The sequence below is a fragment of the Phenylobacterium sp. genome, assembly GCF_030651185.1.
In the GTDB taxonomy this organism is placed as follows: Bacteria; Pseudomonadota; Alphaproteobacteria; order Caulobacterales; family Caulobacteraceae; genus Phenylobacterium.
The window spans coordinates 1-20,095 of sequence record NZ_JAUSCJ010000028.1; the positions used below are offsets into that span (position 1 = coordinate 1).

A 20,095-nucleotide genomic window follows, 5' to 3' on the forward strand; every position below is an offset into this window, starting at 1 on the left:
CGTGGAAATGATCATGCCGGGCGACAACGCTGAACTGGACGTGGAGCTGATCACCCCGATCGCCATGGACCAGGGCCTGCGCTTCGCCATCCGCGAAGGCGGCCGCACCGTCGGCGCCGGCGTCGTGGCCAAGATCGTCGAATAGTCTCTAGAGACTGTCATCCCGGCCGACGGAGGGCGTAAGCCCGAAGGCCGAGCCGGGACGAACGAAGAGGCCTCCGGAGTGATCCGGAGGCCTTTTTGCTGCGCAGCGTTTGGAGAACACGTTCTTTACCGGTCACGCTTAACGTCCGCGCCGAACGAGTGGGGGATCGATAGGGCGATGGCGCCGGACCTGAGCGTGCAGACCTGCCGGCCGACGGACCTGAGCCTGGCGGCGCGCAGCCTCTGGTCGGCGTTCCGTGCGGCGGATCCGGCGTTCCACAGCCCCTATTTCGATCTCCGCTATGTGATGGCGGCCGGGGAGGTGGCGCCGGAAGCGCAGGTGGCGGTGATCCGCAGGCGCGGCGAAATCGTGGGCTTTCTGCCTTTCCAACGCCGGGGCCGGTTGATCCAGCCCATCGCGGCGCCGCTCACCGACTATCATGGCCTGCTGGGCGCCCCGGGGGTCGCCGTCGATCTGACCGCCGTGGTGGCGCTGCTCGGCGCCCGGCGATTCCGGTTCAACGGCCTGGTGGGCGGCGGCGTCGCGGGTGTGCGGCTCTCATCGCGGCCGGCCATGGTCGCCGATCTCTCGGACGGCTTCCAGGCCTATGCGGCCCGCCGTCCGGCCGACTTCTTCAAGGACAAACGCCGTCGGGCGCGGCGCCTCGCCGAGGCCCTCGGGCCCCTCGACTTCACCTTCGACGCCGACGGCGAAGGGGTGCTGGACCTGATCTTCCGCCTGAAACGCGACCAGATGCGGCGCACCGGCCAGCACGACATCTTCGCCAGCCCTTGGACCACGCCGTTTCTGCGGCGACTGTCCACCCTGGCCACGGAGGACTTCGGCCTGCGGTTCGCCACCCTGCGCGCCGGCTCGCGGATCGTGGCCGCCGAGGTGGGTTTGAGGTCGGGCAGTGCGTACCACCTCTGGTTCCCGGTCTATGATCCGGAATTCGCGCGCTATTCCCCCGGCGCGCTGATGACCCTGGAGACCTTGAGGGCCGCGCCGGAACAGGGAATCGCCACCGTCGATTTCGGGCCGGCGGGAGAGGACTACAAGCGCGACTTCGCCGAACCCGGCCTCGCGGTGCGGGAGGGCGACGTCACCGTGGGCGGGCTGGTTGAGTCCGCGCGCGCCACGGCCGACGTCATTCTTGCCGGCGCGCCAGGCCTGCGCCGGGCGTTGAGCGAGGCCGGACAGCGTCTCGACCGGCGTTGGGACAGGATCACCGCCTGCGAACCGCGGATGGAGGGTCGCGCCATCGCCGCCTCCCAGACCCTGGGCAATCTTGGCCGCCGCCATCCGAAGACCTCCATCGGCCTGGGAGTCGGTCTGGGCCTTGGCCTGGGGCTGATGGGCCTCGTCGCCGACTAGGATGGGCGAGGCGGTCCCGGCTCCGGTTCGCCGGTCGAGGGATTGGTCAGGGTCTTGGCGTTGCGGCTCGAATCCTTTCCGCCCGCCGGCTCGGTGGCCGGACGGGGCGGGGAGGCCGGCTTCATGTCCTCGTCACGGGTCTTGGCGGCGTTGGGGTCGCGGTCCGGCATCGGGCTTCCTTGGGTGGCGGGTCATGGCCGAAACGCAGGTGACGACCGGTTCGATCCGCGCGCCGCGACTATTGCTTGGGGGGGCGGCCACTGCTAAACGACCCGGCTCTAGCAATGAGCACGCGCCGGGAGCCTTTCCGGCGCGCTGTTCATTGTCCGGAGGCTGCCCTTGCCAGGGGGTGGTTCGTAGGAGTGTAGCTCAGCTGGTAGAGCATCGGTCTCCAAAACCGAGGGTCGTGGGTTCGAGTCCCTCCGCTCCTGCCAACCAACGTATGTACGTCCAAGGGCGCGGAGGTCCGCCGCCCGTATGAGAGAGTGTCGAGCGCCTATATGGCCAAGAAACCAGGTTCAACGCCGCAAGCGATGAAGAACCGCGCGGCCAAGACGGCCGCGGCGATCGCGCCTGCCTCGGCCCTGGCGCAGGCCGCGCCGAAGAAGAAGACCAGTCCGGGCCAGTTCTTCCGGGAAGTCCGCGCCGAGGCGCGCAAGATCACCTGGACGACCCGCAAGGAGACCTGGATCACCTCGGTGATGGTCGGGATCATGGTGGTGCTGGCCGCCGCCTTCTTCTCGCTGGTGGATTTCATCCTGACCAACGGCATGGCCGCCCTCCTCAAGCTCGCCAACGCGGGATAGTCGAAATGAACGCTGAAGCCCCCGAAGCCGCCGTCGCCGCCAACCCCCGCCACAAGTGGTACATCGTCCACGCCTACTCGAACTTCGAGGGCAAGGTGAAGGACTCGATCCTGGAGCAGGCCAAGTCCCAGGGGCTTGAGGAGAACTTCTCCGAGGTCCTGGTGCCGACCGAGGCCGCCACCGAGATCCGCCGGGGCCGCAAGATCGACGTCCAGCGCAAGTTCTTCCCGGGTTACGTCCTGGTGAAGATGGAGCTGACCGACGAGGCCTATCACCTCATCAAGAACACCCCGAAGGTCACCGGCTTCCTGGGTAGCCAGAACAAGCCGCAGCCGGTCTCGGAAAAGGAAGTCGCCCGGATCATCGGCGCCATCGAAGAAGGCGTCGAGCGGCCCAAGCCCACGATCCAGTTCGAGATCGGCGAACAGGTTCGCGTCACCGACGGTCCGTTCGCCAGCTTCAACGGCTCGGTCGAGCAGGTTGACGAAGAACGCGCCCGACTGCGCGTGACGGTGTCCATCTTCGGACGCGCCACGCCGGTCGAGCTCGAATACAGCCAGGTTGAAAAGACGACCTGACTGCGCACTGCCGCTCTCCGCATTCGCGGGGAGGGGCGCTTAAAACCGTGGGAGGCCCAGCCAGGGCCGGACCACGGCTCAACAGACCGGACGTCCGGTCAAAGAGGAGAACATGGCCAAGAAAATTCTGGGCTATATCAAGCTGCAGGTGCCCGCGGGCTCCGCAACGCCTTCGCCGCCCATCGGGCCGGCGCTGGGTCAGCGCGGCGTCAACATCATGGGCTTCTGCAAGGAGTTCAACGCCCGTACCGAGAAGGAAGTCAAAGGCACGCCCCTGCCGACGGTGATCACCGTCTATCAGGACAAGTCGTTCACCTTCGTCACCAAGACCCCGCCCGCGACCCACTTCATCAAGGAAGCGCTCGGCTTGAAGTCCGGCTCCAAGGCGCCGGGCCGCGACACGGCCGGCTCGATCAGCCGCACCCAGCTGCGCGACATCGCCGAGAAGAAGATGAAGGACCTCAACGCCAACGACGTTGAGGCCGCCGCCAAGATCATCGAGGGCTCCGCCCGCTCGATGGGTCTTTCGATCGTGGAGGCCTAAGTCATGGCTAAGCAAGCCAAGCGCATCCAGGCCTGGACCGGCGACCGTCTCGCCAACCACGCCGTCACCGACGCCGTCAAACTGGTGAAGGCCAACGCCACCGCCAAGTTCGACGAAAGCATCGAAATCGCCGTCAACCTGGGCGTCGACCCGCGCCACGCCGACCAACAGGTCCGCGGCGTGGTCAACCTGCCCTCCGGCACCGGACGCGACGTCCGCGTCGCCGTCATCGCCAAGGACGCCAAGGCCGCTGAGGCCACCGCGGCCGGCGCCGACATCGTCGGCGGCGAAGAGTTGGTGGAACGCATCCAGGGCGGCTTCATGGAGTTCGACCGCGTGATCGCCACGCCCGACATGATGGCCCTCGTCGGCCGTCTGGGTAAGGTGCTGGGCCCCCGCGGCCTGATGCCGAACCCGCGTGTCGGCACGGTGACCCCCAACGTCGGTCAGGCCGTGAAGGACGCCAAGGGCGGCGCCATCGAGTTCCGCACCGAGAAGACCGGGATCATCCACGCCGGCATCGGCAAGGCGAGCTTCACCGAAGACGCCCTGCTGGCCAACGTGCGCGCCCTGGTCGACGCTCTTAACAAGGCCAAGCCCTCCGGCGCCAAGGGCATCTACATCAAGCGCATCAGCCTCTCGTCCACCATGGGCCCGGGCTTCAAGGTCGATACGAACTCCGTCGGCGTCTGAACCCACAGAGCTGACTGAACTTCGGCGGGCGGGTCCTTCACGGGACCCGCCCGTTTCTGTTTGGCGTAGACGTTCTGTCGCGATCGACGCCTAGTAGCTTTCCCGGTAGTCACGGGGGAGGGCGCTGTATGAGCCTCTACATTCCATCCATCGCGCGTCGTCAGCTCCTGCGCGGGGCCGCCAGCCTGGCGGGGTTGGCCCTGGCGCCCGCCGCCATCGGCGGGGTGGTGCTGGCCGCGCCGTCCCTGGCGGACAATCCCTTCAGCCTCGGGGTGGCCTCGGGCGAGCCTACCGACGACGGCGTGGTGCTCTGGACCCGTCTCGCGCCTAAGCCCCTGGAGCCCGACGGCGGGATGCCGCCGGAGCGCGTCGCCGTGCGCTGGGAGGTGGCCGAGGACCCGGCCATGCGGAAGGTGGTTCGCGCCGGCAAGGCGATGGCCGCCCCCAATGCGGGTCATTCCGTCCACGTCGAGGTGGCGGGCCTGAAGCCCAACCGCGAGTACTGGTACCGCTTCACCGCCGCCGGCGCACAGAGCCCGGTGGGCCGCACCGTTACGGCTCCGGCCAAAGGCGCGGCGGTCGACCGCCTGCGCCTCTGCTACGCCTCCTGTCAGAAGTTCGAAGCCGGCTTCTATTCGGCCCACGCCCACATGGCCCAGGAGGCGCCGGACCTGGTCCTGTTCCTGGGCGACTACATCTATGAGGGCGCCCCGAGGAGCAAAGACGCGGTGCGGCTGCACGCCAACCCCGAGCCCAAGGACGTCGCCGGCTACCGGGTGCGATACGCCAGCTACAAGACCGATCCCCTGCTGCAGGCCGCCCACGCCGTGGCCCCGTGGATGGTGACCTGGGACGACCACGAGGTGGCCAACGACTACGGCGCCGACCGTGACCAGGACAGTTTCGATCCGCAGGGGTTCCTGCGCCGCCGGGCTGCGGCCTACCAAGTCTACTATGAGCACATGCCGCTGCGCCGGCGTACGATGCCGGTCGGTCCCGACATGCTGCTCTACCGCACCCTGGACTGGGGGAGCCTGGCCCAGATCCAGATGGTGGATGATCGCCAGTATCGCGATGGCAAGCCGTGCCAGCCGGCCGGGCCGCCCAAGCGCGGCAAGCTGATCGGCGACTGCGAGGAGCGCCGCGACCCAGGCCGCTCGATCCTGGGCAAGCCACAGGAGGCCTGGCTGTTGGACGCCCTGGCCAGTTCCAAGGCGCAGTGGAATCTGCTGGCCCAGCAGACCCTGATGGCGGAGCTGCAACTGGGCGATCCGGCCAAGCAGGCGACGCGCTTCTATTCCAGCGACGGTTGGGACGGCTATCCCGCCAACCGCGACCGCATCCTGCAGCGTTGGCGCGAGGCCAAGGTCTCCAATCCCCTGGCCTTGGGAGGCGACATCCACGCCTTTGCCGCCGCCGACCTGACCGGGACGCCGGACGGCCCGCCGGTGGCCGCGACCTTCGTCGGCGGCTCCATCAGTTCCACGGGGGGGGAGAGCGACGCCTTCGCGGCGAAGAACCCGCACATCAAGCAGTTCGACGGCAAGGTTCGCGGCTATGGCCGGGTCGACCTGACGCCCAAGGGCGGGCGCGTCACCTTCCGGACTGTGGAAAACGCCCTGGTCCCGATGTCGCCCGTCCGCGACCTGGCGAGCTTCGCCCTGGAAAACGGCCGGCCGGGCGTCCACCGGGTCTGACCCCAAGGTTTGACGCGGAGGCGCGGGTCGTGTAGAGCCCCCCCCTCTAAAGTTTCGCCTCTCCGACAGGGGAGGTGGGCTCGAGGCCTTCGGGTCTCGATCCTGTCCATGAACTGCGGGGTCGCCGGGGTCACCGGTGACCGTAACGCGAGGAAGAGCCCTTCCTCAGCCGCGGGGAGACGGGAAGATGACGGCCTCATCGACCATTCACTTCGAATGGGCGCGCAGGCTGCGGCTTCTCTCGGACAGGCTGATCGGCCGCGTGGGGTTTCCCGCGCAACGATCATCTATGCGGCCGCCGGAATCGTCCGGTGGCTGGACCTGAGTATGGAGACCGCAATGGACCGCGCTCAAAAGCAGGTGACGATCGAGACGCTCAAGGGCGTCTTCGCCGACGCCGGCGCCGTGGTCGTGACCCACAATCTGGGTCTGACCGTTGCGGAAATGACCGATCTGCGTGGCCGCCTCCGCAAGGAAGGCGCTCACCTGAGAGTGGTGAAGAACACCCTGGCTCAAAAGGCTCTGGACGGTTCGGTTGGCGAGGCGGGCGACGCCCTCTTCACCGGCCCTGTCGCCATCGCCTATGCGCCGGACCCTGTCTCCGCCGCCAAGGTCGCGACCCAGTACGCCAAGGAGAACGACAAGTTCACCATCATTGGCGGCCTCATGGGTGAAGAGGTGCTGGACAAGGCGGCTGTGGCCAATCTCGCCACCCTGCCGTCCCTCGACCAGCTCCGCGGCAAGATCATCGGCCTTCTGCAAGCCCCCGCGACCAAGATCGCCGGCGTTCTGCAGGCCCCGGCCGCTCAGCTTGCTCGCGTCATGTCGGCTTACGCCGCCAAAGACGCCGCCTGATCGTCATTTTCCCCGACAACACCCTCTCTCTAAGGATCTACCCAAATGTCGAAGCTTGAAAAACTGGTCGATGACCTGTCCGCCCTGACCGTCCTGGAAGCCTCCGAGCTGTCCAAGCTGCTGGAAGAAAAGTGGGGCGTCTCCGCCGCCGCTCCGGTGGCCGTCGCCGCCGCCGCCGGCGCCGCTGCTCCGGTTGAAGCCGCTGAAGAGCAAACCGAGTTCACCGTTGTTCTGACCGCCGGTGGCGACAAGAAGATCAACGTGATCAAGGAAGTCCGCGGCGTCCGTCCGGACCTCGGTCTGAAGGAAGCCAAGGACCTGGTCGAAGGCGCTCCGCAGAACGTCGTCGAGAACGTGTCCAAGCAAGTCGCCGACGAAGTCGCCAAGAAGCTGACCGAAGCCGGCGCGACCGTCTCGGTGAAGTAAGACTGACGCGCGGTTCGCCGCGTATCTGCGACGGGCCCCGGAGAGCGATCTCCGGGGCCCGTTTGCGTTTGCGGCCTGCCCGGCCGAAGGGCTGTGCTCCAACTAATTTACGCAGGGGGCTTCACATCCTTTGCGAGAAGGCCTATCTCGGCTGCTTCGCAAAATACGATTCGTGTCACACGCGAATCTTACGCGCGCCTATGTTCCGAGGCATGGCCCTACGCCCTCCGGCCATGCGAGGGAACGCCCCTGGCGATACAGGGGCTCCAGCGTCCGGCGTCCGCAAGGACGTTCGAGGGTGGACGCGGGATAAACGACCTGACGCCTGGAAACCGTTCCGGACGTCGCTCAAGGGAATAAAATGGCGCAATCCTTCACCGGTAAAAAGCGGATCCGACACTCTTTCGGCCGTATTCCTGAAGCCGTGCAGATGCCGAACCTCATCGAGGTTCAACGCTCCTCCTACGAACAGTTCCTGCAGCGCGAGACCCGCGCCGGTGAGCGTCGTGACGAGGGCGTGGAGGCGGTCTTCAAGTCCGTCTTCCCGATCAAGGACTTCAACGAACGTGCGGTGCTCGAATACGTCACCTACGAGTTCGAAGAGCCGAAGTACGACGTCGAAGAGTGCGTCCAGCGCGACATGACCTATGCGGCCCCGCTGAAGGTCAAGCTTCGCCTGATCGTCTTCGAGACTGACGAAGAGACCGGCGCCCGCTCCGTGAAGGACATCAAGGAGCAGGACGTCTACATGGGCGATATCCCGCTCATGACCGAGAAGGGCACCTTCATCGTCAACGGCACGCAGCGAGTCATCGTCTCGCAGATGCACCGTTCGCCGGGCGTGTTCTTCGACCACGACAAGGGCAAGACGCACTCCTCGGGCAAGCTGCTGTTCGCCGCCCGGGTGATCCCGTATCGCGGCTCGTGGCTCGACTTCGAGTTCGACGCCAAGGACGTGGTGTTCGTCCGTATCGACCGTCGCCGCAAGCTTCCAGCCACCACCTTCCTGATGGCGCTGGGCATGGACGGTGAGGAGATCCTCTCCACCTTCTACGACACCGTGCCCTACGAGAAGCGTCTGGAGTCCAAGAAGGGCGCGGCCGGCTGGGCCACCCCCTACAAGCCCGAGCGCTGGCGCGGGACCAAGCCGGAATACCCGCTGGTTGACGGCGAGACCGGCGAGGAGATCGCGCCTGCCGGTCAGAAGATCTCGGCCCGCAACGCCAAGAAGTTCGCCGACGCGGGTCTGACGACCCTTCTGCTGCCGCCGGAAGCCCTGGTGGGCCGCTACCTGGCGCGCGACCTGGTGAACTACGAGACCGGTGAAATCTACGCCGAAGCCGGCGACGAGCTCGACCAGCCCCTGATCACGGCGCTGGAAGAGCAGGGCTTCACCACCCTGGACACCCTCGACATCGACGAGGTGACCATGGGCGCCTACATGCGCAACACTCTGCGGGTGGACAAGAACTCGGCCCGCGAGGACGCCCTGTTCGATATCTACCGCGTGATGCGTCCGGGTGAGCCGCCGACGGTGGAAGCCGCCGAGGCCATGTTCAAGTCGCTGTTCTTCGACGGCGAGCGCTACGACCTCTCGTCGGTCGGCCGCGTGAAGATGAACATCCGTCTGGAGCTCGACTGCCCCGACGACGTGCGCATCCTTCGCAAGGAAGACGTGCTGGCGGTCCTCAAGACCCTGGTGGGCCTGCGCGACGGCCGTGGCGAAATCGACGACATCGACAACCTTGGCAACCGTCGGGTGCGCTCGGTCGGCGAACTGCTGGAAAACCAGTACCGCGTCGGCCTGCTGCGCATGGAGCGCGCCATCAAGGAGCGCATGTCCAGCGTCGATATCGACACGGTCATGCCGCACGACCTGATCAATGCGAAGCCGGCCGCCGCGGCCGTGCGCGAGTTCTTCGGATCGTCGCAGCTCTCGCAGTTCATGGACCAGACCAACCCGCTGTCGGAAATCACCCACAAGCGCCGCCTCTCGGCGCTTGGCCCGGGCGGTCTGACCCGTGAGCGCGCGGGCTTCGAAGTCCGCGACGTGCACCCGACCCACTACGGCCGCATCTGCCCCATTGAAACGCCGGAAGGCCCGAACATCGGCCTGATCAACTCGCTCGCCACCCACGCGGTGGTGAACAAGTACGGCTTCATCGAGAGCCCCTACCGCCGGATCAAGGACGGCAAGACGACCGACGAGGTCGTCTACATGTCGGCGATGGAAGAGGCCAAGCACGTCATCGCCCAGGCCAACATCACCCTGAAGGACGGCGTGATCGTCGAGGAACTGGTGGCCGGACGGGTCAATGGCGAGCCGGGCCTGCTGCCCCGCGACACCGTCGACCTGATGGACGTGTCTCCGAAGCAGGTCGTCTCGGTGGCCGCCTCGCTGATCCCGTTCCTGGAAAACGATGACGCCAACCGCGCCCTCATGGGCTCGAACATGCAGAAGCAGGCCGTGCCGCTCATCCAGTCGGACGCGCCCCTGGTCGGCACCGGCATGGAAGCCATCGTGGCCGTCGACTCCGGCGCCGTTCTGGTCGCCCGCCGCGCCGGCGTGATCGAGCAGATGGACGGCACCCGGATCGTCATCCGGGCGACGGAAGAGAACGACCCGACCAAGGCCGGCGTCGACATCTACCGCCTGCAGAAGTTCCAGCGTTCCAACACCTCGACCTGTATCAACCAGCGTCCGCTGGTGCGCGTGGGCGACCGGGTCAACACCGGCGACGTCATCGCCGACGGCCCGTCGACGGACCTCGGTGAACTGGCCCTGGGCCGGAACACCCTCGTCGCGTTCATGCCCTGGAATGGCTACAACTTCGAAGACTCCATCCTGATCTCCGAGCGCATCGTGCGCGATGACGTCTTCACCTCTATCCACCTCGAGGAATTCGAGGTCATGGCCCGCGACACCAAGCTGGGTCCGGAAGAGATCACCCGCGACATTCCGAACGTCGGCGAGGAGGCCCTGCGCAATCTCGACGAAGCCGGCATCGTGGCGATCGGCGCCGAGGTCCTGCCGGGCGACATCCTGGTGGGCAAGGTCACGCCCAAGGGTGAGAGCCCGATGACGCCGGAAGAAAAGCTCCTGCGCGCCATCTTCGGTGAAAAGGCTTCCGACGTCCGCGATACCTCCCTGCGCCTTCCCCCGGGCGTCGCCGGGACCATCGTGGAAGTCCGCGTCTTCAACCGTCACGGCGTCGACAAGGACGAACGCGCCATGGCCATCGAGCGCGCTGAAATCGACCGCCTGGGCAAGGACCGCGACGACGAATTCGGCATCCTGAACCGCAACATGACCTCGCGTCTTCGCGACCTGATCACCGGCAAGGTCGCCGTCTCGGGTCCCAAGGGCCTGGGCCGCGGCGAAGTCACCGCCGAGAAGTTGGGCGAGATCGCGCCGGGCCTCTGGTGGCAGATCGCCCTGGACGACGAAAAGGCCATGGGTGAACTGGAGGCCATGCGCCGCCAGTTCGACGAGGCCCGCAAGCGTCTCGACCGCCGCTTCGAAGACAAGGTCGACAAGCTGCAGCGCGGGGACGAACTGCCCCCCGGCGTGATGAAGATGGTCAAGGTCTTCGTGGCTGTGAAGCGCAAGCTTCAGCCCGGCGACAAGATGGCCGGCCGTCACGGCAACAAGGGGGTTATCTCCAAGATCCTGCCGATCGAGGACATGCCCTACCTGGCCAACGGCCAGAACGTCGACATCGTGCTAAACCCGCTGGGCGTGCCCTCGCGCATGAACGTCGGTCAGATCTTCGAGACCCACCTGGGTTGGGCCGCGGCCGGCCTCGGCCGTCAGATCGCTGAACTGCTGGAAGCCTGGCAGAATGGCGGCCAAAAGAAGGCCCTGGTCGATCATCTCGTCAGCATCTACGGCAAGGATCAGGAACTCCCCGACACCGAGGAGGAACTGATCGAGCTGTGTAAGAACCTTTCCAAGGGCGTGCCCTTCGCGACCCCGGTGTTCGACGGCGCTCACATCGACGACATCGAGAACCTGTTGGAAAAGGCGGGCCTGGCCCGTTCCGGCCAGTCCATCCTGTACGATGGCCAGACCGGCGAGCAGTTCAAGCGCCCGGTCACGGTCGGCTACATCTACATGCTGAAGCTGCACCACCTGGTGGACGACAAGATCCACGCCCGTTCCATCGGCCCCTACAGCCTCGTCACGCAGCAACCGCTGGGCGGCAAGGCCCAGTTCGGTGGCCAGCGGTTCGGGGAGATGGAGGTCTGGGCTCTGGAAGCCTACGGCGCGGCCTACACCCTGCAGGAAATGCTGACGGTGAAGTCCGACGACGTGGCCGGCCGGACCAAGGTCTACGAGTCCATCGTCCGCGGTGATGACACCTTCGAGGCCGGGATCCCGGAAAGCTTCAACGTGCTGGTCAAGGAAATGCGTTCCCTGGGCCTGAACGTTGAGCTCGAGAACGGCTAGGTCGGCTTTACGCCGCCATCGTCAATGCGAGGGGAGGGGCCCGTCAGCTCCTCCCACTTCGCCACTGAAACTGCTGACGAACTGGAATTCAAATGAACCAGGAAGTCCTGAATATCTTCAACCCGGTCCAGGCCGTTCCGACCTTCGACCGTATCCGCATCGCCCTGGCCTCGCCTGAGAAGATCCGCTCGTGGTCGTTCGGCGAGATCAAGAAGCCCGAGACCATCAACTACCGCACGTTCAAGCCGGAACGTGACGGCCTGTTCTGCGCGCGGATCTTTGGCCCGACCAAGGACTACGAGTGCCTGTGCGGCAAGTACAAGCGCATGAAGTACAAGGGCATCATCTGCGAGAAGTGCGGCGTCGAGGTCACCCTGGCCCGCGTCCGGCGCGAGCGGATGGGCCACATCGAACTGGCCAGCCCGGTCGCCCACATCTGGTTCCTGAAGTCCCTGCCCAGCCGCATCTCGATGATGCTGGACATGGCCCTGAAGGACATCGAGCGCGTCCTCTACTTCGAGCACTACATCGTCACCGAGCCGGGCCTGACCCCGCTGAAGCAGCACCAGCTGCTCTCGGAAGACGAGTACATGCGCTACCAGGAGGAGTTCGGGGACGACAGCTTCACCGCCGAGATCGGCGCCGAAGCCGTCCAGGGCCTGCTGCGCGCCATCGACCTGCCCAAGGAAGCCGACCGGCTGCGTGAGGACCTGCTCACCACCACCTCGGAAATGAAGCTGAAGAAGACGTCCAAGCGTCTGAAGCTGATCGAGAGCTTCATCGAGAGCGGCAACAAGCCGGAATGGATGATCCTGTCGGTGGTCCCGGTGATCCCGCCGGAACTGCGCCCGCTGGTGCCGCTGGACGGAGGCCGCTTCGCCACCTCCGACCTGAACGACCTCTATCGCCGGGTCATCAACCGTAACAACCGCCTGAAGCGCCTGATCGAGCTGCGGGCGCCCGACATCATCATCCGCAACGAAAAGCGGATGCTGCAGGAAGCCGTCGACGCCCTGTTCGACAACGGCCGTCGCGGTCGGGTCATCACCGGCGCCAACAAGCGTCCGCTGAAGTCCCTCGCCGACATGCTGAAGGGCAAGCAGGGCCGGTTCCGTCAGAACCTGCTCGGCAAGCGCGTCGACTATTCCGGCCGTTCGGTCATCGTCGTGGGCCCGGAACTGAAGCTGCACGAGTGCGGCCTGCCCAAGAAGATGGCGCTCGAACTCTTCAAGCCCTTCATCTACGCGCGTCTCGACGCCAAGGGCCTGTCGGGCACCGTCAAGCAGTCCAAGCGCATGGTGGAACGCGAACAGCCCGCCGTCTGGGACATCCTGGACGAGGTGATCCGCGAGCACCCGGTTCTGCTGAACCGCGCGCCCACCCTGCACCGTCTGGGCATCCAGGCCTTCGAACCCAAGCTGATCGAGGGCAAGGCCATCCAGCTTCACCCGCTGGTCTGCGCCGCCTTCAACGCCGACTTCGACGGCGACCAGATGGCCGTCCACGTGCCGCTCTCGCTGGAAGCCCAGCTGGAAGCGCGCGTGCTGATGATGAGCACGAACAACATCCTGTCGCCGGCCAATGGCCGTCCGATCATCGTGCCGTCGCAGGACATCGTGCTGGGGCTCTACTACCTGTCGCTGGCCCGTGAAGGCGAGCCGGGCGAAGGCAAGATCTTCTCCGACCTCGGCGAGATCGAAGCCGCGCTCGACCACGGCGTCGTGTCGCTGCACTCCAAGATCAAGGCCCGCCACAGCGAGATGAATGCTGAGGGCGTGCTGGAGCGTAAGCTGATCGATACGACGCCCGGCCGGATGAAGATCTCGGCCCTGTTCCCGCACCACCCGGCGGTCGGCCACCGGCTTCTTGAGAAGAACCTCACCAAGAAGGAAATCGGCAATCTGATCGACATCGTCTACCGCCACTGCGGTCAGAAGGCGACGGTCATCTTCGCCGACCAGATCATGGGGCTGGGCTTCAAGGAAGCGGCCAAGGCCGGCATCTCCTTCGGCAAGGATGACATCATCATCCCCGAGCGGAAGAAGCCGATCGTCTCCCAGACGCGCAAGCTGGTGGAAGAGTACGAGCAACAATACGCCGACGGCCTGATCACCAAGGGCGAGAAGTACAACAAGGTCGTCGACGCCTGGGCGAAAGCCACCGACCGCGTCGCCGATGAGATGATGGCCGAGATTTCGACCCAGCCGAAGGACGAGAACGGCCGCGAGCTGGAGATCAACTCGATCTTCATGATGGCCAACTCCGGCGCCCGCGGTTCGCAGGCCCAGATGAAGCAGCTCGGCGGGATGCGTGGCCTGATGGCCAAGCCCTCCGGCGAGATCATCGAGACGCCGATCATCTCGAACTTCAAGGAAGGCCTGACCGTCCAGGAGTACTTCAACTCCACCCACGGCGCCCGTAAGGGCCTGGCCGACACCGCCCTGAAGACCGCCAACTCCGGCTACCTGACCCGCCGTCTGGTGGACGTGGCGCAGGACTGCATCATCAACGAGGAAGACTGCGGCACCACGCGGGGCATCACCCTGCGCGCCGTGATCGAGGGCGGTGACGTCCTGGTCTCGCTGGGTCTGCGCATCCTGGGCCGCTCCACGGCCGAGGACATCAAGGATCCGGGCACCGGTGAGGTCATCGTTCCGGCCGACACCTACATGGACGAGAACATCTGCGACCTGATCGACGCCGCCGGCGTTCCTTCGGTGAAGGTGCGCTCGGTCCTGACCTGCGAAGCCGGCAACGGCGTCTGCGCGACCTGCTACGGCCGCGACCTGGCGCGCGGCACCCCGGTGAACATCGGTGAAGCGGTCGGCGTCATCGCCGCCCAGTCCATCGGCGAACCCGGCACCCAGCTGACGATGCGGACCTTCCACATTGGCGGCACGGCCCAGGTGGCCGAGCAGTCCTTCTACGAGAGCACCAACACCGGCACCGTGAAGCTGGCCGGCGGCAACACCGTCATCGCCCCCGATGGCGAGCTGATCTGCCTGTCGCGGAACCTGCAGATGAGCGTGCAGGTCGATGGCAAGGATCGCGAAACCTACAAGCCGCCGTACGGCGCGCGTCTGAAGGTCCGCGACGGTGAGAAGGTCAAGCGCGGCCAGCGCCTGGCCGAATGGGACCCCTATTCGGTTCCGATCATCACCGAGGTCGGCGGCAGGATCCGCTTCGAAGACCTGGTGGAGAACTTCTCGGTCCGTGAAGAAGCCGACGAAGCCACCGGCATTTCCAACCGAGTGGTCATCGACTGGCGCACCTCGACCAAGGGTTCGGACCTGCGTCCGGCCATGGCGGTCCTGGACGCCGACGGCGGCTATATGCGCATCTCCAACGGCGGCGAGGCCCGTTACCTCCTGCCGGTTGGCGCGATTCTGTCCGTCGGAGACGGCGACGAGATCAAGCCGGGGGAAGTGATCGCGCGGATGTCGACCGAAGGCGCCAAGACCCGGGACATCACCGGGGGTCTGCCGCGCGTCGCCGAACTCTTCGAAGCCCGCCGTCCCAAGGATTGCGCGGTCATCGCCGAGATGGACGGCCGCGTCGAATTCGGTCGCGACTACAAGAACAAGCGCCGCATCAAGATCACCCCGGAAGATGGTGGCGAGGCGGTCGAGTTCCTGATCCCCAAGGGCAAGCACATCGCCGTCCACGACGGTGACGTGATCCGCCGCGGTGAATACCTGATCGACGGCAACCCGGATCCGCACGACATCCTGCGCATCCTGGGCATCGAGGCCCTGGCCGAGTTCCTCGTGGACGAAATCCAGGAAGTCTACCGTCTGCAGGGCGTGCCGATTAACGACAAGCACATCGAAACCATCGTTCGTCAGATGCTGCAGAAGGGCGAGATTCTCGAGCCCGGCGACACCGGCCTGCTCAAGGGCGATCACCTCGACATGACGGACGTCAACGAGGAGAACGCCAAGGCGCAAGCCCGCGGCGGTCGTCCGGCGATCACCCAGCCGGTTCTGCTGGGCATCACCAAGGCCTCCCTGCAGACCCGCAGCTTCATCTCTGCGGCGTCGTTCCAGGAAACGACCCGCGTGCTGACCGAGGCGTCGGTGCAAGGCAAGACCGACACGCTCGAAGGCCTGAAGGAAAACGTCATCGTGGGCCGCCTGATCCCGGCGGGCACGGGCTCGTACCTGCGCAACCTGCAGCGCATCGCCACCAAGCGCGACGAGGCCCTCTCGGCCAGCCGCGAAGAGGCGATGGAGCCGCTGCCGGAAATCATCGCGGTGGACGCCGAGGCCGAGAAGGTCGACGGCTAGACCCGCAAACAGTCCAGTCTGAGTGCGTAAGCGCGGCCCGGGAGCAATCCCGGGCCGTTTGCTGTTGGGGCTAGCAGGTTCCGCCGCGCAGGGCCGGACCGGAGCCGAGGCCGGCGGGCATCCCCACCGCGCTAGGCGCCGACAGGCCGGGCGGCATGCCCTCCCGGTATTTTCGGCAGGCCTCCTTGTGGGCGGCGGCCGTATCGAACCCCTTTTGCTTGCCGGCGGGCGTGCCCAGCGGCAGGGGCGCAAGGTCGCCGGCGCCGGCGCCCAGGCGCTCCAGGCAGCGATCCCGTTCGTCCGGCGACAGAGCGGCGATGTTGGCGCAGCCAAGGCCCCGGCGCAGGGCGGCGCTGAGCTGTGGCGTGAGGCTGGGCGGGGTCGGCGCCGGCAGGGCAGGGGCCTGCGCCTGGGGGACCACCAGGGGCGCCACCGACAGGTCGTCGGGTCGGGAGCGTGACGGACGGGGCCGAAGCAGCTCACGGGGCCGGGTGACCTCCTGCGGCGTGGTGATGACCCGCGGGGCGACGGTCACCTCGAAGACCTCAGGCGGCTCATACAGCCGGGGCTGGGGGCGGGTGGCGGTGAGGATGGCCAGCACGCCGAGATGGGCCACGACCGACCCGGCCACCAGGGCTCCCGACCGCCACCGCCTCGCCTTCGACATGTCCCGCCCCGTCTTCGCAACCTTGGCCATAGACGGCTGCCCCACGCGGCGGATTCATGTCCAAATGCGGGCAGGGCCTGCCGCGAAGGGCGCCGCGCGCGCAAACGTTGACGCCGGGGGGCTTGGCGAGTATGAACCGCGCTCCTTTCGAGGCCGGGGATTCGTCCCTCGCCCCGTTGAACGGCAAGTCCCGAAACGGACAGCCTGGCCCGCCGGAACGCGAACCAATGCGCGCCGGCGAGTTTTTGCGTTCAACGAGCCGGTTTCGAAACCTTTGAATACGGACCCCAACTGAGGCGCCACGGCCCAACGGCACACGCCTCCAGAGCAGAGAATAGATGCCAACAGTCAATCAGCTCATCCGCAAGCCTCGGCAGAACAAGCCGGTGCGCAACAAGGTGCCCGCCCTCAAGGGCTGCCCCCAGCGCCGCGGCGTTTGCACCCGCGTCTACACGACGACCCCGAAGAAGCCGAACTCCGCGCTTCGTAAGGTCGCCAAGGTGCGTCTGACCACCGGCATCGAAGCGGTGTGCTACATCCCGGGCGAAGGCCACAACCTGCAGGAGCACTCCGTCGTGCTCATCCGCGGCGGCCGTGTGAAGGACCTTCCGGGCGTCCGTTACCACATCCTGCGCGGCGTGCTCGACACCCAAGGGGTCAAGGACCGCAAGCAGCGTCGTTCGCTCTACGGCGCCAAGCGTCCTAAGTAAGGAAAAGAAGAATGTCCCGCCGCCGTCGCGCCGAGAAACGTCAAGTTCTGCCGGACCCGAAGTTCGGAGACCTGACGGTCACCAAATTCATGAACTACGTCATGTACGAAGGCAAAAAAGCCGTCGCCGAGAACATCCTCTACGGCGCCTTCGACATCCTCGAAGCCAAGCGCAAGGACCAGGGCCCCCTGGAAACCTTCCTGTCCGCGTTGGAAAACGTGGCTCCTGGCATCGAAGTCCGCTCTCGCCGGGTCGGCGGCGCCACCTATCAGGTGCCCGTCGAAGTGCGTCCCGACCGTCGGAAGGCTCTCGCCATCCGTTGGCTGGTGACGGCCGCCCGCAAGCGCGGTGAGAACACCATGACCGAGAAGCTGGCCGGCGAGTTGCTGGACGCCTCCTCGAACCGGGGTTCCGCCGTCAAGAAGCGGGAAGACACCCACAAGATGGCCGAAGCCAACCGGGCCTTCTCGCACTACCGCTGGTAAGACAGCGCGAACCATCCCTTTTCGGCGCGGGCGGTTTGAGTTAAACCGCCCGCGCTGTTCGTTCAGCCTATCCCGAACGCTTATTCCAGCAGAGCTTCCGCTATGGCCCGCGCGCACCAAATCTCCGACTACCGTAACTTCGGCATCATGGCCCACATCGATGCGGGCAAGACGACGACTACGGAGCGGATTCTCTATTACACCGGCAAGAGCCACAAGATCGGTGAAGTCCACGATGGCGCGGCCACCATGGACTGGATGGAGCAGGAGCAGGAACGCGGCATCACGATCACGTCCGCCGCGACGACCGCCATCTGGAACGGTCACCGCCTGAACATCATCGACACCCCCGGCCACGTGGACTTCACCATTGAAGTCGAACGCTCGCTGCGCGTGCTCGACGGCGCCGTCGCGGTGCTGGACGGCAACCAGGGCGTCGAACCCCAGACCGAAACCGTCTGGCGCCAGGCCGACCGTTACAACGTTCCGCGCATCGTGTTCGTCAACAAGATGGACAAGATCGGCGCCGACTTCGAGATGTGCCTGAAGACGATCCGCGACCGCCTCGGCGTCAAGGCGGTTCCGATCCAGCTGCCGATCGGTTCAGAAGCTTCCCTGAAGGGCATCGTCGACCTAGTCCGCATGAAGGCCGTGGTCTGGGACAATGACGGCCTGGGCGCCACCTATCGCGACGAAGAAATCCCGGCCGACATGCAGGCCAAGGCTGAAGAAGCCCGCCACTACCTGATCGAGAACGCCGTCGAACTCGATGACGAGGCGATGGAAGCCTATCTGGGCGGCGAAGAGCCCTCCATCGACGTCATCAAGAAGTGCCTTCGCAAGGCCGTTCTGACCGGCGCCTTCTATCCGATCCTCGCCGGCTCGGCCTTCAAGAACAAGGGCGTCCAGCCCCTGCTCGACGCCGTGGTCGACTACCTGCCCTCGCCGGTGGACATCCCCCCGACCCCGGGCATCGACTTCAAGACCGAAGAGCCGGTGGTCCGCCGGGCCTCCGACGAAGAGCCCCTCTCGGTCCTGGCCTTCAAGATCATGGACGACCCCTTCGTGGGCTCGCTGACCTTCTGCCGCATCTATTCGGGCAAGCTCGAAACCGGCATGGGCCTGCTGAACTCCTCGCGCGACAAGAAGGAACGCGTCGGCCGCATGCTGCTGATGCACTCCAACAACCGCGAGGACATCAAGGAAGCCTTCGCCGGCGACATCGTCGCCCTGGCCGGCCTGAAGGACACCCGCACCGGGGACACCCTGTGCGACCCCCTGAAGTCGCCCGTCATCCTTGAAAAGATGGACTTCCCGGCGCCGGTCATCGAGATCGCCATTGAGCCGAAGTCCAAGGCCGACCAGGAAAAGCTGGGCGTCGCCCTGGCCAAGATGGTCGCCGAAGATCCGTCCTTCACAGTCCAAACCGACCAGGAGTCGGGCCAGACGATCATGAAGGGCATGGGTGAGCTTCACCTCGACATTAAGGTCGACATCCTGAAGCGCACCTACAAGGTGGAAGCCAACATCGGCGCGCCGCAGGTGGCCTATCGCGAGAGCCTCGGCCGCGCGGCGGACATCGACTACACCCACAAGAAGCAGACTGGCGGTACGGGCCAGTTCGCCCGCGTGAAGATCAAGTTCGAGCCGGGCGAGCCGGGTTCGGGCTTCGTCTTCGAGACCAGCATCGCTGGCGGCGCGATCCCCAAGGAATTCATCCCTGGCGTTCAGAAGGGGATCGAAACCTCCAAGGAAAACGGCCTGTTGGCTGGCTTCCCGCTGATCGACTTCAAGGCCACGCTGTATGACGGCAACTACCACGACGTCGACTCCTCGGTCCTGGCCTTCGAAATCGCCGCCCGCGCCGCCTTCCGCGAACTTCGCGAGAAGGGTTCGCCCAAGCTGCTCGAGCCGGTGATGAAGGTCGAGGTGGTGACGCCTGATGAGTACATGGGCGACGTCATCGGCGATCTGAACAGCCGCCGTGGCCAGATTCAGGGCACAGAAACCCGCGGCAACGCCCAGGTGGTCACCGCCTTCGTGCCGCTGGCCAACATGTTCGGCTATATCAATACGCTGCGCTCGTTCTCCCAAGGACGCGCCAACTTCTCCATGACCTACGACCACTACGAAACGGTGCCGCAAGCCGTCGCCGACGAAGTGATCAAGAAGTACGCCTAACCCCAACCCTAGTTTAGAGGACGAGCCCGGACAGGGCTGGAGCTTGAAATGGCTAAAGAAAAGTTCGAACGCAATAAGCCGCACTGCAACATCGGCACGATTGGTCACGTTGACCATGGCAAGACGACGCTGACGGCTGCGATCACGATTACGCTGGCCAAGGCCGGTGGCGCGAAGGCGATGAACTACGCTGATATT

Annotated in this window: 16 protein-coding genes, 1 tRNA gene and 1 pseudogene; 16 read left to right on the plus strand and 2 right to left on the minus strand. The window is 65.6% G+C overall.

Annotation, left to right across the window (positions count from 1 at the left end):
• Both tuf and Q7J39_RS13155 read left to right on the plus strand, forming a co-directional pair.
• Nucleotides 1-145, plus strand: a pseudogene (gene tuf, locus Q7J39_RS13150) (elongation factor Tu); the annotation flags it as partial.
• A 177-nt stretch (nucleotides 146-322) separates the two neighbouring features.
• Nucleotides 323-1,519: a GNAT family N-acetyltransferase gene (locus Q7J39_RS13155; protein ID WP_304825640.1), complete on the plus strand. Its 1,197-nt coding sequence runs from the start codon at nucleotides 323-325 to the stop codon at nucleotides 1,517-1,519.
• On the opposite strand, the gene Q7J39_RS13160 is transcribed toward Q7J39_RS13155, so the two are convergent.
• Nucleotides 1,516-1,689 (minus strand): hypothetical protein, encoded by a 174-nt coding sequence (locus tag Q7J39_RS13160; RefSeq protein ID WP_304825643.1) that lies wholly within the window; start codon nucleotides 1,687-1,689, stop codon nucleotides 1,516-1,518. The genes Q7J39_RS13155 and Q7J39_RS13160 overlap by 4 nt on opposite strands.
• A gap of 188 nt (nucleotides 1,690-1,877) precedes the next feature.
• On the opposite strand from Q7J39_RS13160, the gene Q7J39_RS13165 reads away from it, so the two are divergent.
• From Q7J39_RS13165 to rpoC, 10 genes are all read left to right on the plus strand, one after another.
• Nucleotides 1,878-1,953, plus strand: a tRNA-Trp gene (locus tag Q7J39_RS13165).
• 66 nt (nucleotides 1,954-2,019) lie between these two features.
• Nucleotides 2,020-2,325 carry a preprotein translocase subunit SecE gene (secE, locus tag Q7J39_RS13170; protein WP_304825646.1) on the plus strand — a complete coding sequence of 102 codons (306 nt, stop codon included), beginning with the start codon at nucleotides 2,020-2,022 and terminating at the stop codon, nucleotides 2,323-2,325.
• Between the two features lie 5 nt (nucleotides 2,326-2,330).
• A complete protein-coding gene (gene nusG, locus Q7J39_RS13175; protein WP_293492251.1) occupies nucleotides 2,331-2,903 on the plus strand; it encodes a transcription termination/antitermination protein NusG in 573 nt (190 codons plus the stop codon).
• Between the two features lie 112 nt (nucleotides 2,904-3,015).
• Complete coding sequence (gene rplK, locus Q7J39_RS13180) at nucleotides 3,016-3,447, plus strand: 50S ribosomal protein L11 (protein WP_304825653.1); 432 nt, start codon at nucleotides 3,016-3,018, stop codon at nucleotides 3,445-3,447.
• A 3-nt stretch (nucleotides 3,448-3,450) separates the two neighbouring features.
• Nucleotides 3,451-4,140, plus strand: a complete 690-nt coding sequence (gene rplA / locus Q7J39_RS13185) for a 50S ribosomal protein L1 (protein ID WP_293492245.1) — start codon at nucleotides 3,451-3,453, stop codon at nucleotides 4,138-4,140.
• 128 nt (nucleotides 4,141-4,268) lie between these two features.
• Complete coding sequence (locus Q7J39_RS13190; protein ID WP_304825659.1) at nucleotides 4,269-5,837, plus strand: alkaline phosphatase; 1,569 nt, start codon at nucleotides 4,269-4,271, stop codon at nucleotides 5,835-5,837.
• Between the two features lie 339 nt (nucleotides 5,838-6,176).
• The gene (rplJ, locus tag Q7J39_RS13195) at nucleotides 6,177-6,692 is read left to right on the plus strand and encodes a 50S ribosomal protein L10 (protein WP_304825686.1); all 516 of its coding nucleotides are present in this window, start codon (nucleotides 6,177-6,179) and stop codon (nucleotides 6,690-6,692) included.
• A gap of 45 nt (nucleotides 6,693-6,737) precedes the next feature.
• Entirely contained in the window at nucleotides 6,738-7,118 is a 381-nt protein-coding gene (gene rplL, locus Q7J39_RS13200; protein ID WP_304825662.1) for a 50S ribosomal protein L7/L12, read from the plus strand.
• 361 nt (nucleotides 7,119-7,479) lie between these two features.
• Nucleotides 7,480-11,568 (plus strand): DNA-directed RNA polymerase subunit beta, encoded by a 4,089-nt coding sequence (rpoB, locus tag Q7J39_RS13205; RefSeq protein ID WP_304825665.1) that lies wholly within the window; start codon nucleotides 7,480-7,482, stop codon nucleotides 11,566-11,568.
• Between the two features lie 92 nt (nucleotides 11,569-11,660).
• Complete coding sequence (gene rpoC, locus Q7J39_RS13210; protein ID WP_304825668.1) at nucleotides 11,661-15,854, plus strand: DNA-directed RNA polymerase subunit beta'; 4,194 nt, start codon at nucleotides 11,661-11,663, stop codon at nucleotides 15,852-15,854.
• Between the two features lie 70 nt (nucleotides 15,855-15,924).
• Here rpoC and Q7J39_RS13215 read toward each other — a convergent pair whose 3' ends face one another.
• The gene (locus Q7J39_RS13215) at nucleotides 15,925-16,521 is read right to left on the minus strand and encodes a hypothetical protein (RefSeq protein WP_304825671.1); all 597 of its coding nucleotides are present in this window, start codon (nucleotides 16,519-16,521) and stop codon (nucleotides 15,925-15,927) included.
• 338 nt (nucleotides 16,522-16,859) lie between these two features.
• On the opposite strand from Q7J39_RS13215, the gene rpsL reads away from it, so the two are divergent.
• From rpsL to Q7J39_RS13235, 4 genes are all read left to right on the plus strand, one after another.
• Nucleotides 16,860-17,231: a 30S ribosomal protein S12 gene (gene rpsL / locus Q7J39_RS13220; RefSeq protein WP_111278705.1), complete on the plus strand. Its 372-nt coding sequence runs from the start codon at nucleotides 16,860-16,862 to the stop codon at nucleotides 17,229-17,231.
• Between the two features lie 11 nt (nucleotides 17,232-17,242).
• Complete coding sequence (gene rpsG / locus Q7J39_RS13225) at nucleotides 17,243-17,716, plus strand: 30S ribosomal protein S7 (protein WP_304825680.1); 474 nt, start codon at nucleotides 17,243-17,245, stop codon at nucleotides 17,714-17,716.
• Between the two features lie 102 nt (nucleotides 17,717-17,818).
• Nucleotides 17,819-19,897 carry an elongation factor G gene (gene fusA / locus Q7J39_RS13230; protein WP_304825683.1) on the plus strand — a complete coding sequence of 693 codons (2,079 nt, stop codon included), beginning with the start codon at nucleotides 17,819-17,821 and terminating at the stop codon, nucleotides 19,895-19,897.
• Between the two features lie 48 nt (nucleotides 19,898-19,945).
• On the plus strand, nucleotides 19,946-20,095 hold a 150-nt coding region (locus Q7J39_RS13235; RefSeq protein WP_304781287.1), incomplete at its 3' end, for a GTP-binding protein.

Coding starts and splice junctions, on each gene's coding strand:
- Q7J39_RS13155 (WP_304825640.1), top strand. CDS start 323: ATGGCGCCGGACCTGAGCGTGCAGACCTGCCGGCCGACGGACCTGAGC.
- Q7J39_RS13160 (WP_304825643.1), bottom strand. CDS start 1,689: ATGCCGGACCGCGACCCCAACGCCGCCAAGACCCGTGACGAGGACATG.
- secE (WP_304825646.1), top strand. CDS start 2,020: ATGGCCAAGAAACCAGGTTCAACGCCGCAAGCGATGAAGAACCGCGCG.
- nusG (WP_293492251.1), top strand. CDS start 2,331: ATGAACGCTGAAGCCCCCGAAGCCGCCGTCGCCGCCAACCCCCGCCAC.
- rplK (WP_304825653.1), top strand. CDS start 3,016: ATGGCCAAGAAAATTCTGGGCTATATCAAGCTGCAGGTGCCCGCGGGC.
- rplA (WP_293492245.1), top strand. CDS start 3,451: ATGGCTAAGCAAGCCAAGCGCATCCAGGCCTGGACCGGCGACCGTCTC.
- Q7J39_RS13190 (WP_304825659.1), top strand. CDS start 4,269: ATGAGCCTCTACATTCCATCCATCGCGCGTCGTCAGCTCCTGCGCGGG.
- rplJ (WP_304825686.1), top strand. CDS start 6,177: ATGGACCGCGCTCAAAAGCAGGTGACGATCGAGACGCTCAAGGGCGTC.
- rplL (WP_304825662.1), top strand. CDS start 6,738: ATGTCGAAGCTTGAAAAACTGGTCGATGACCTGTCCGCCCTGACCGTC.
- rpoB (WP_304825665.1), top strand. CDS start 7,480: ATGGCGCAATCCTTCACCGGTAAAAAGCGGATCCGACACTCTTTCGGC.
- rpoC (WP_304825668.1), top strand. CDS start 11,661: ATGAACCAGGAAGTCCTGAATATCTTCAACCCGGTCCAGGCCGTTCCG.
- Q7J39_RS13215 (WP_304825671.1), bottom strand. CDS start 16,521: ATGTCGAAGGCGAGGCGGTGGCGGTCGGGAGCCCTGGTGGCCGGGTCG.
- rpsL (WP_111278705.1), top strand. CDS start 16,860: ATGCCAACAGTCAATCAGCTCATCCGCAAGCCTCGGCAGAACAAGCCG.
- rpsG (WP_304825680.1), top strand. CDS start 17,243: ATGTCCCGCCGCCGTCGCGCCGAGAAACGTCAAGTTCTGCCGGACCCG.
- fusA (WP_304825683.1), top strand. CDS start 17,819: ATGGCCCGCGCGCACCAAATCTCCGACTACCGTAACTTCGGCATCATG.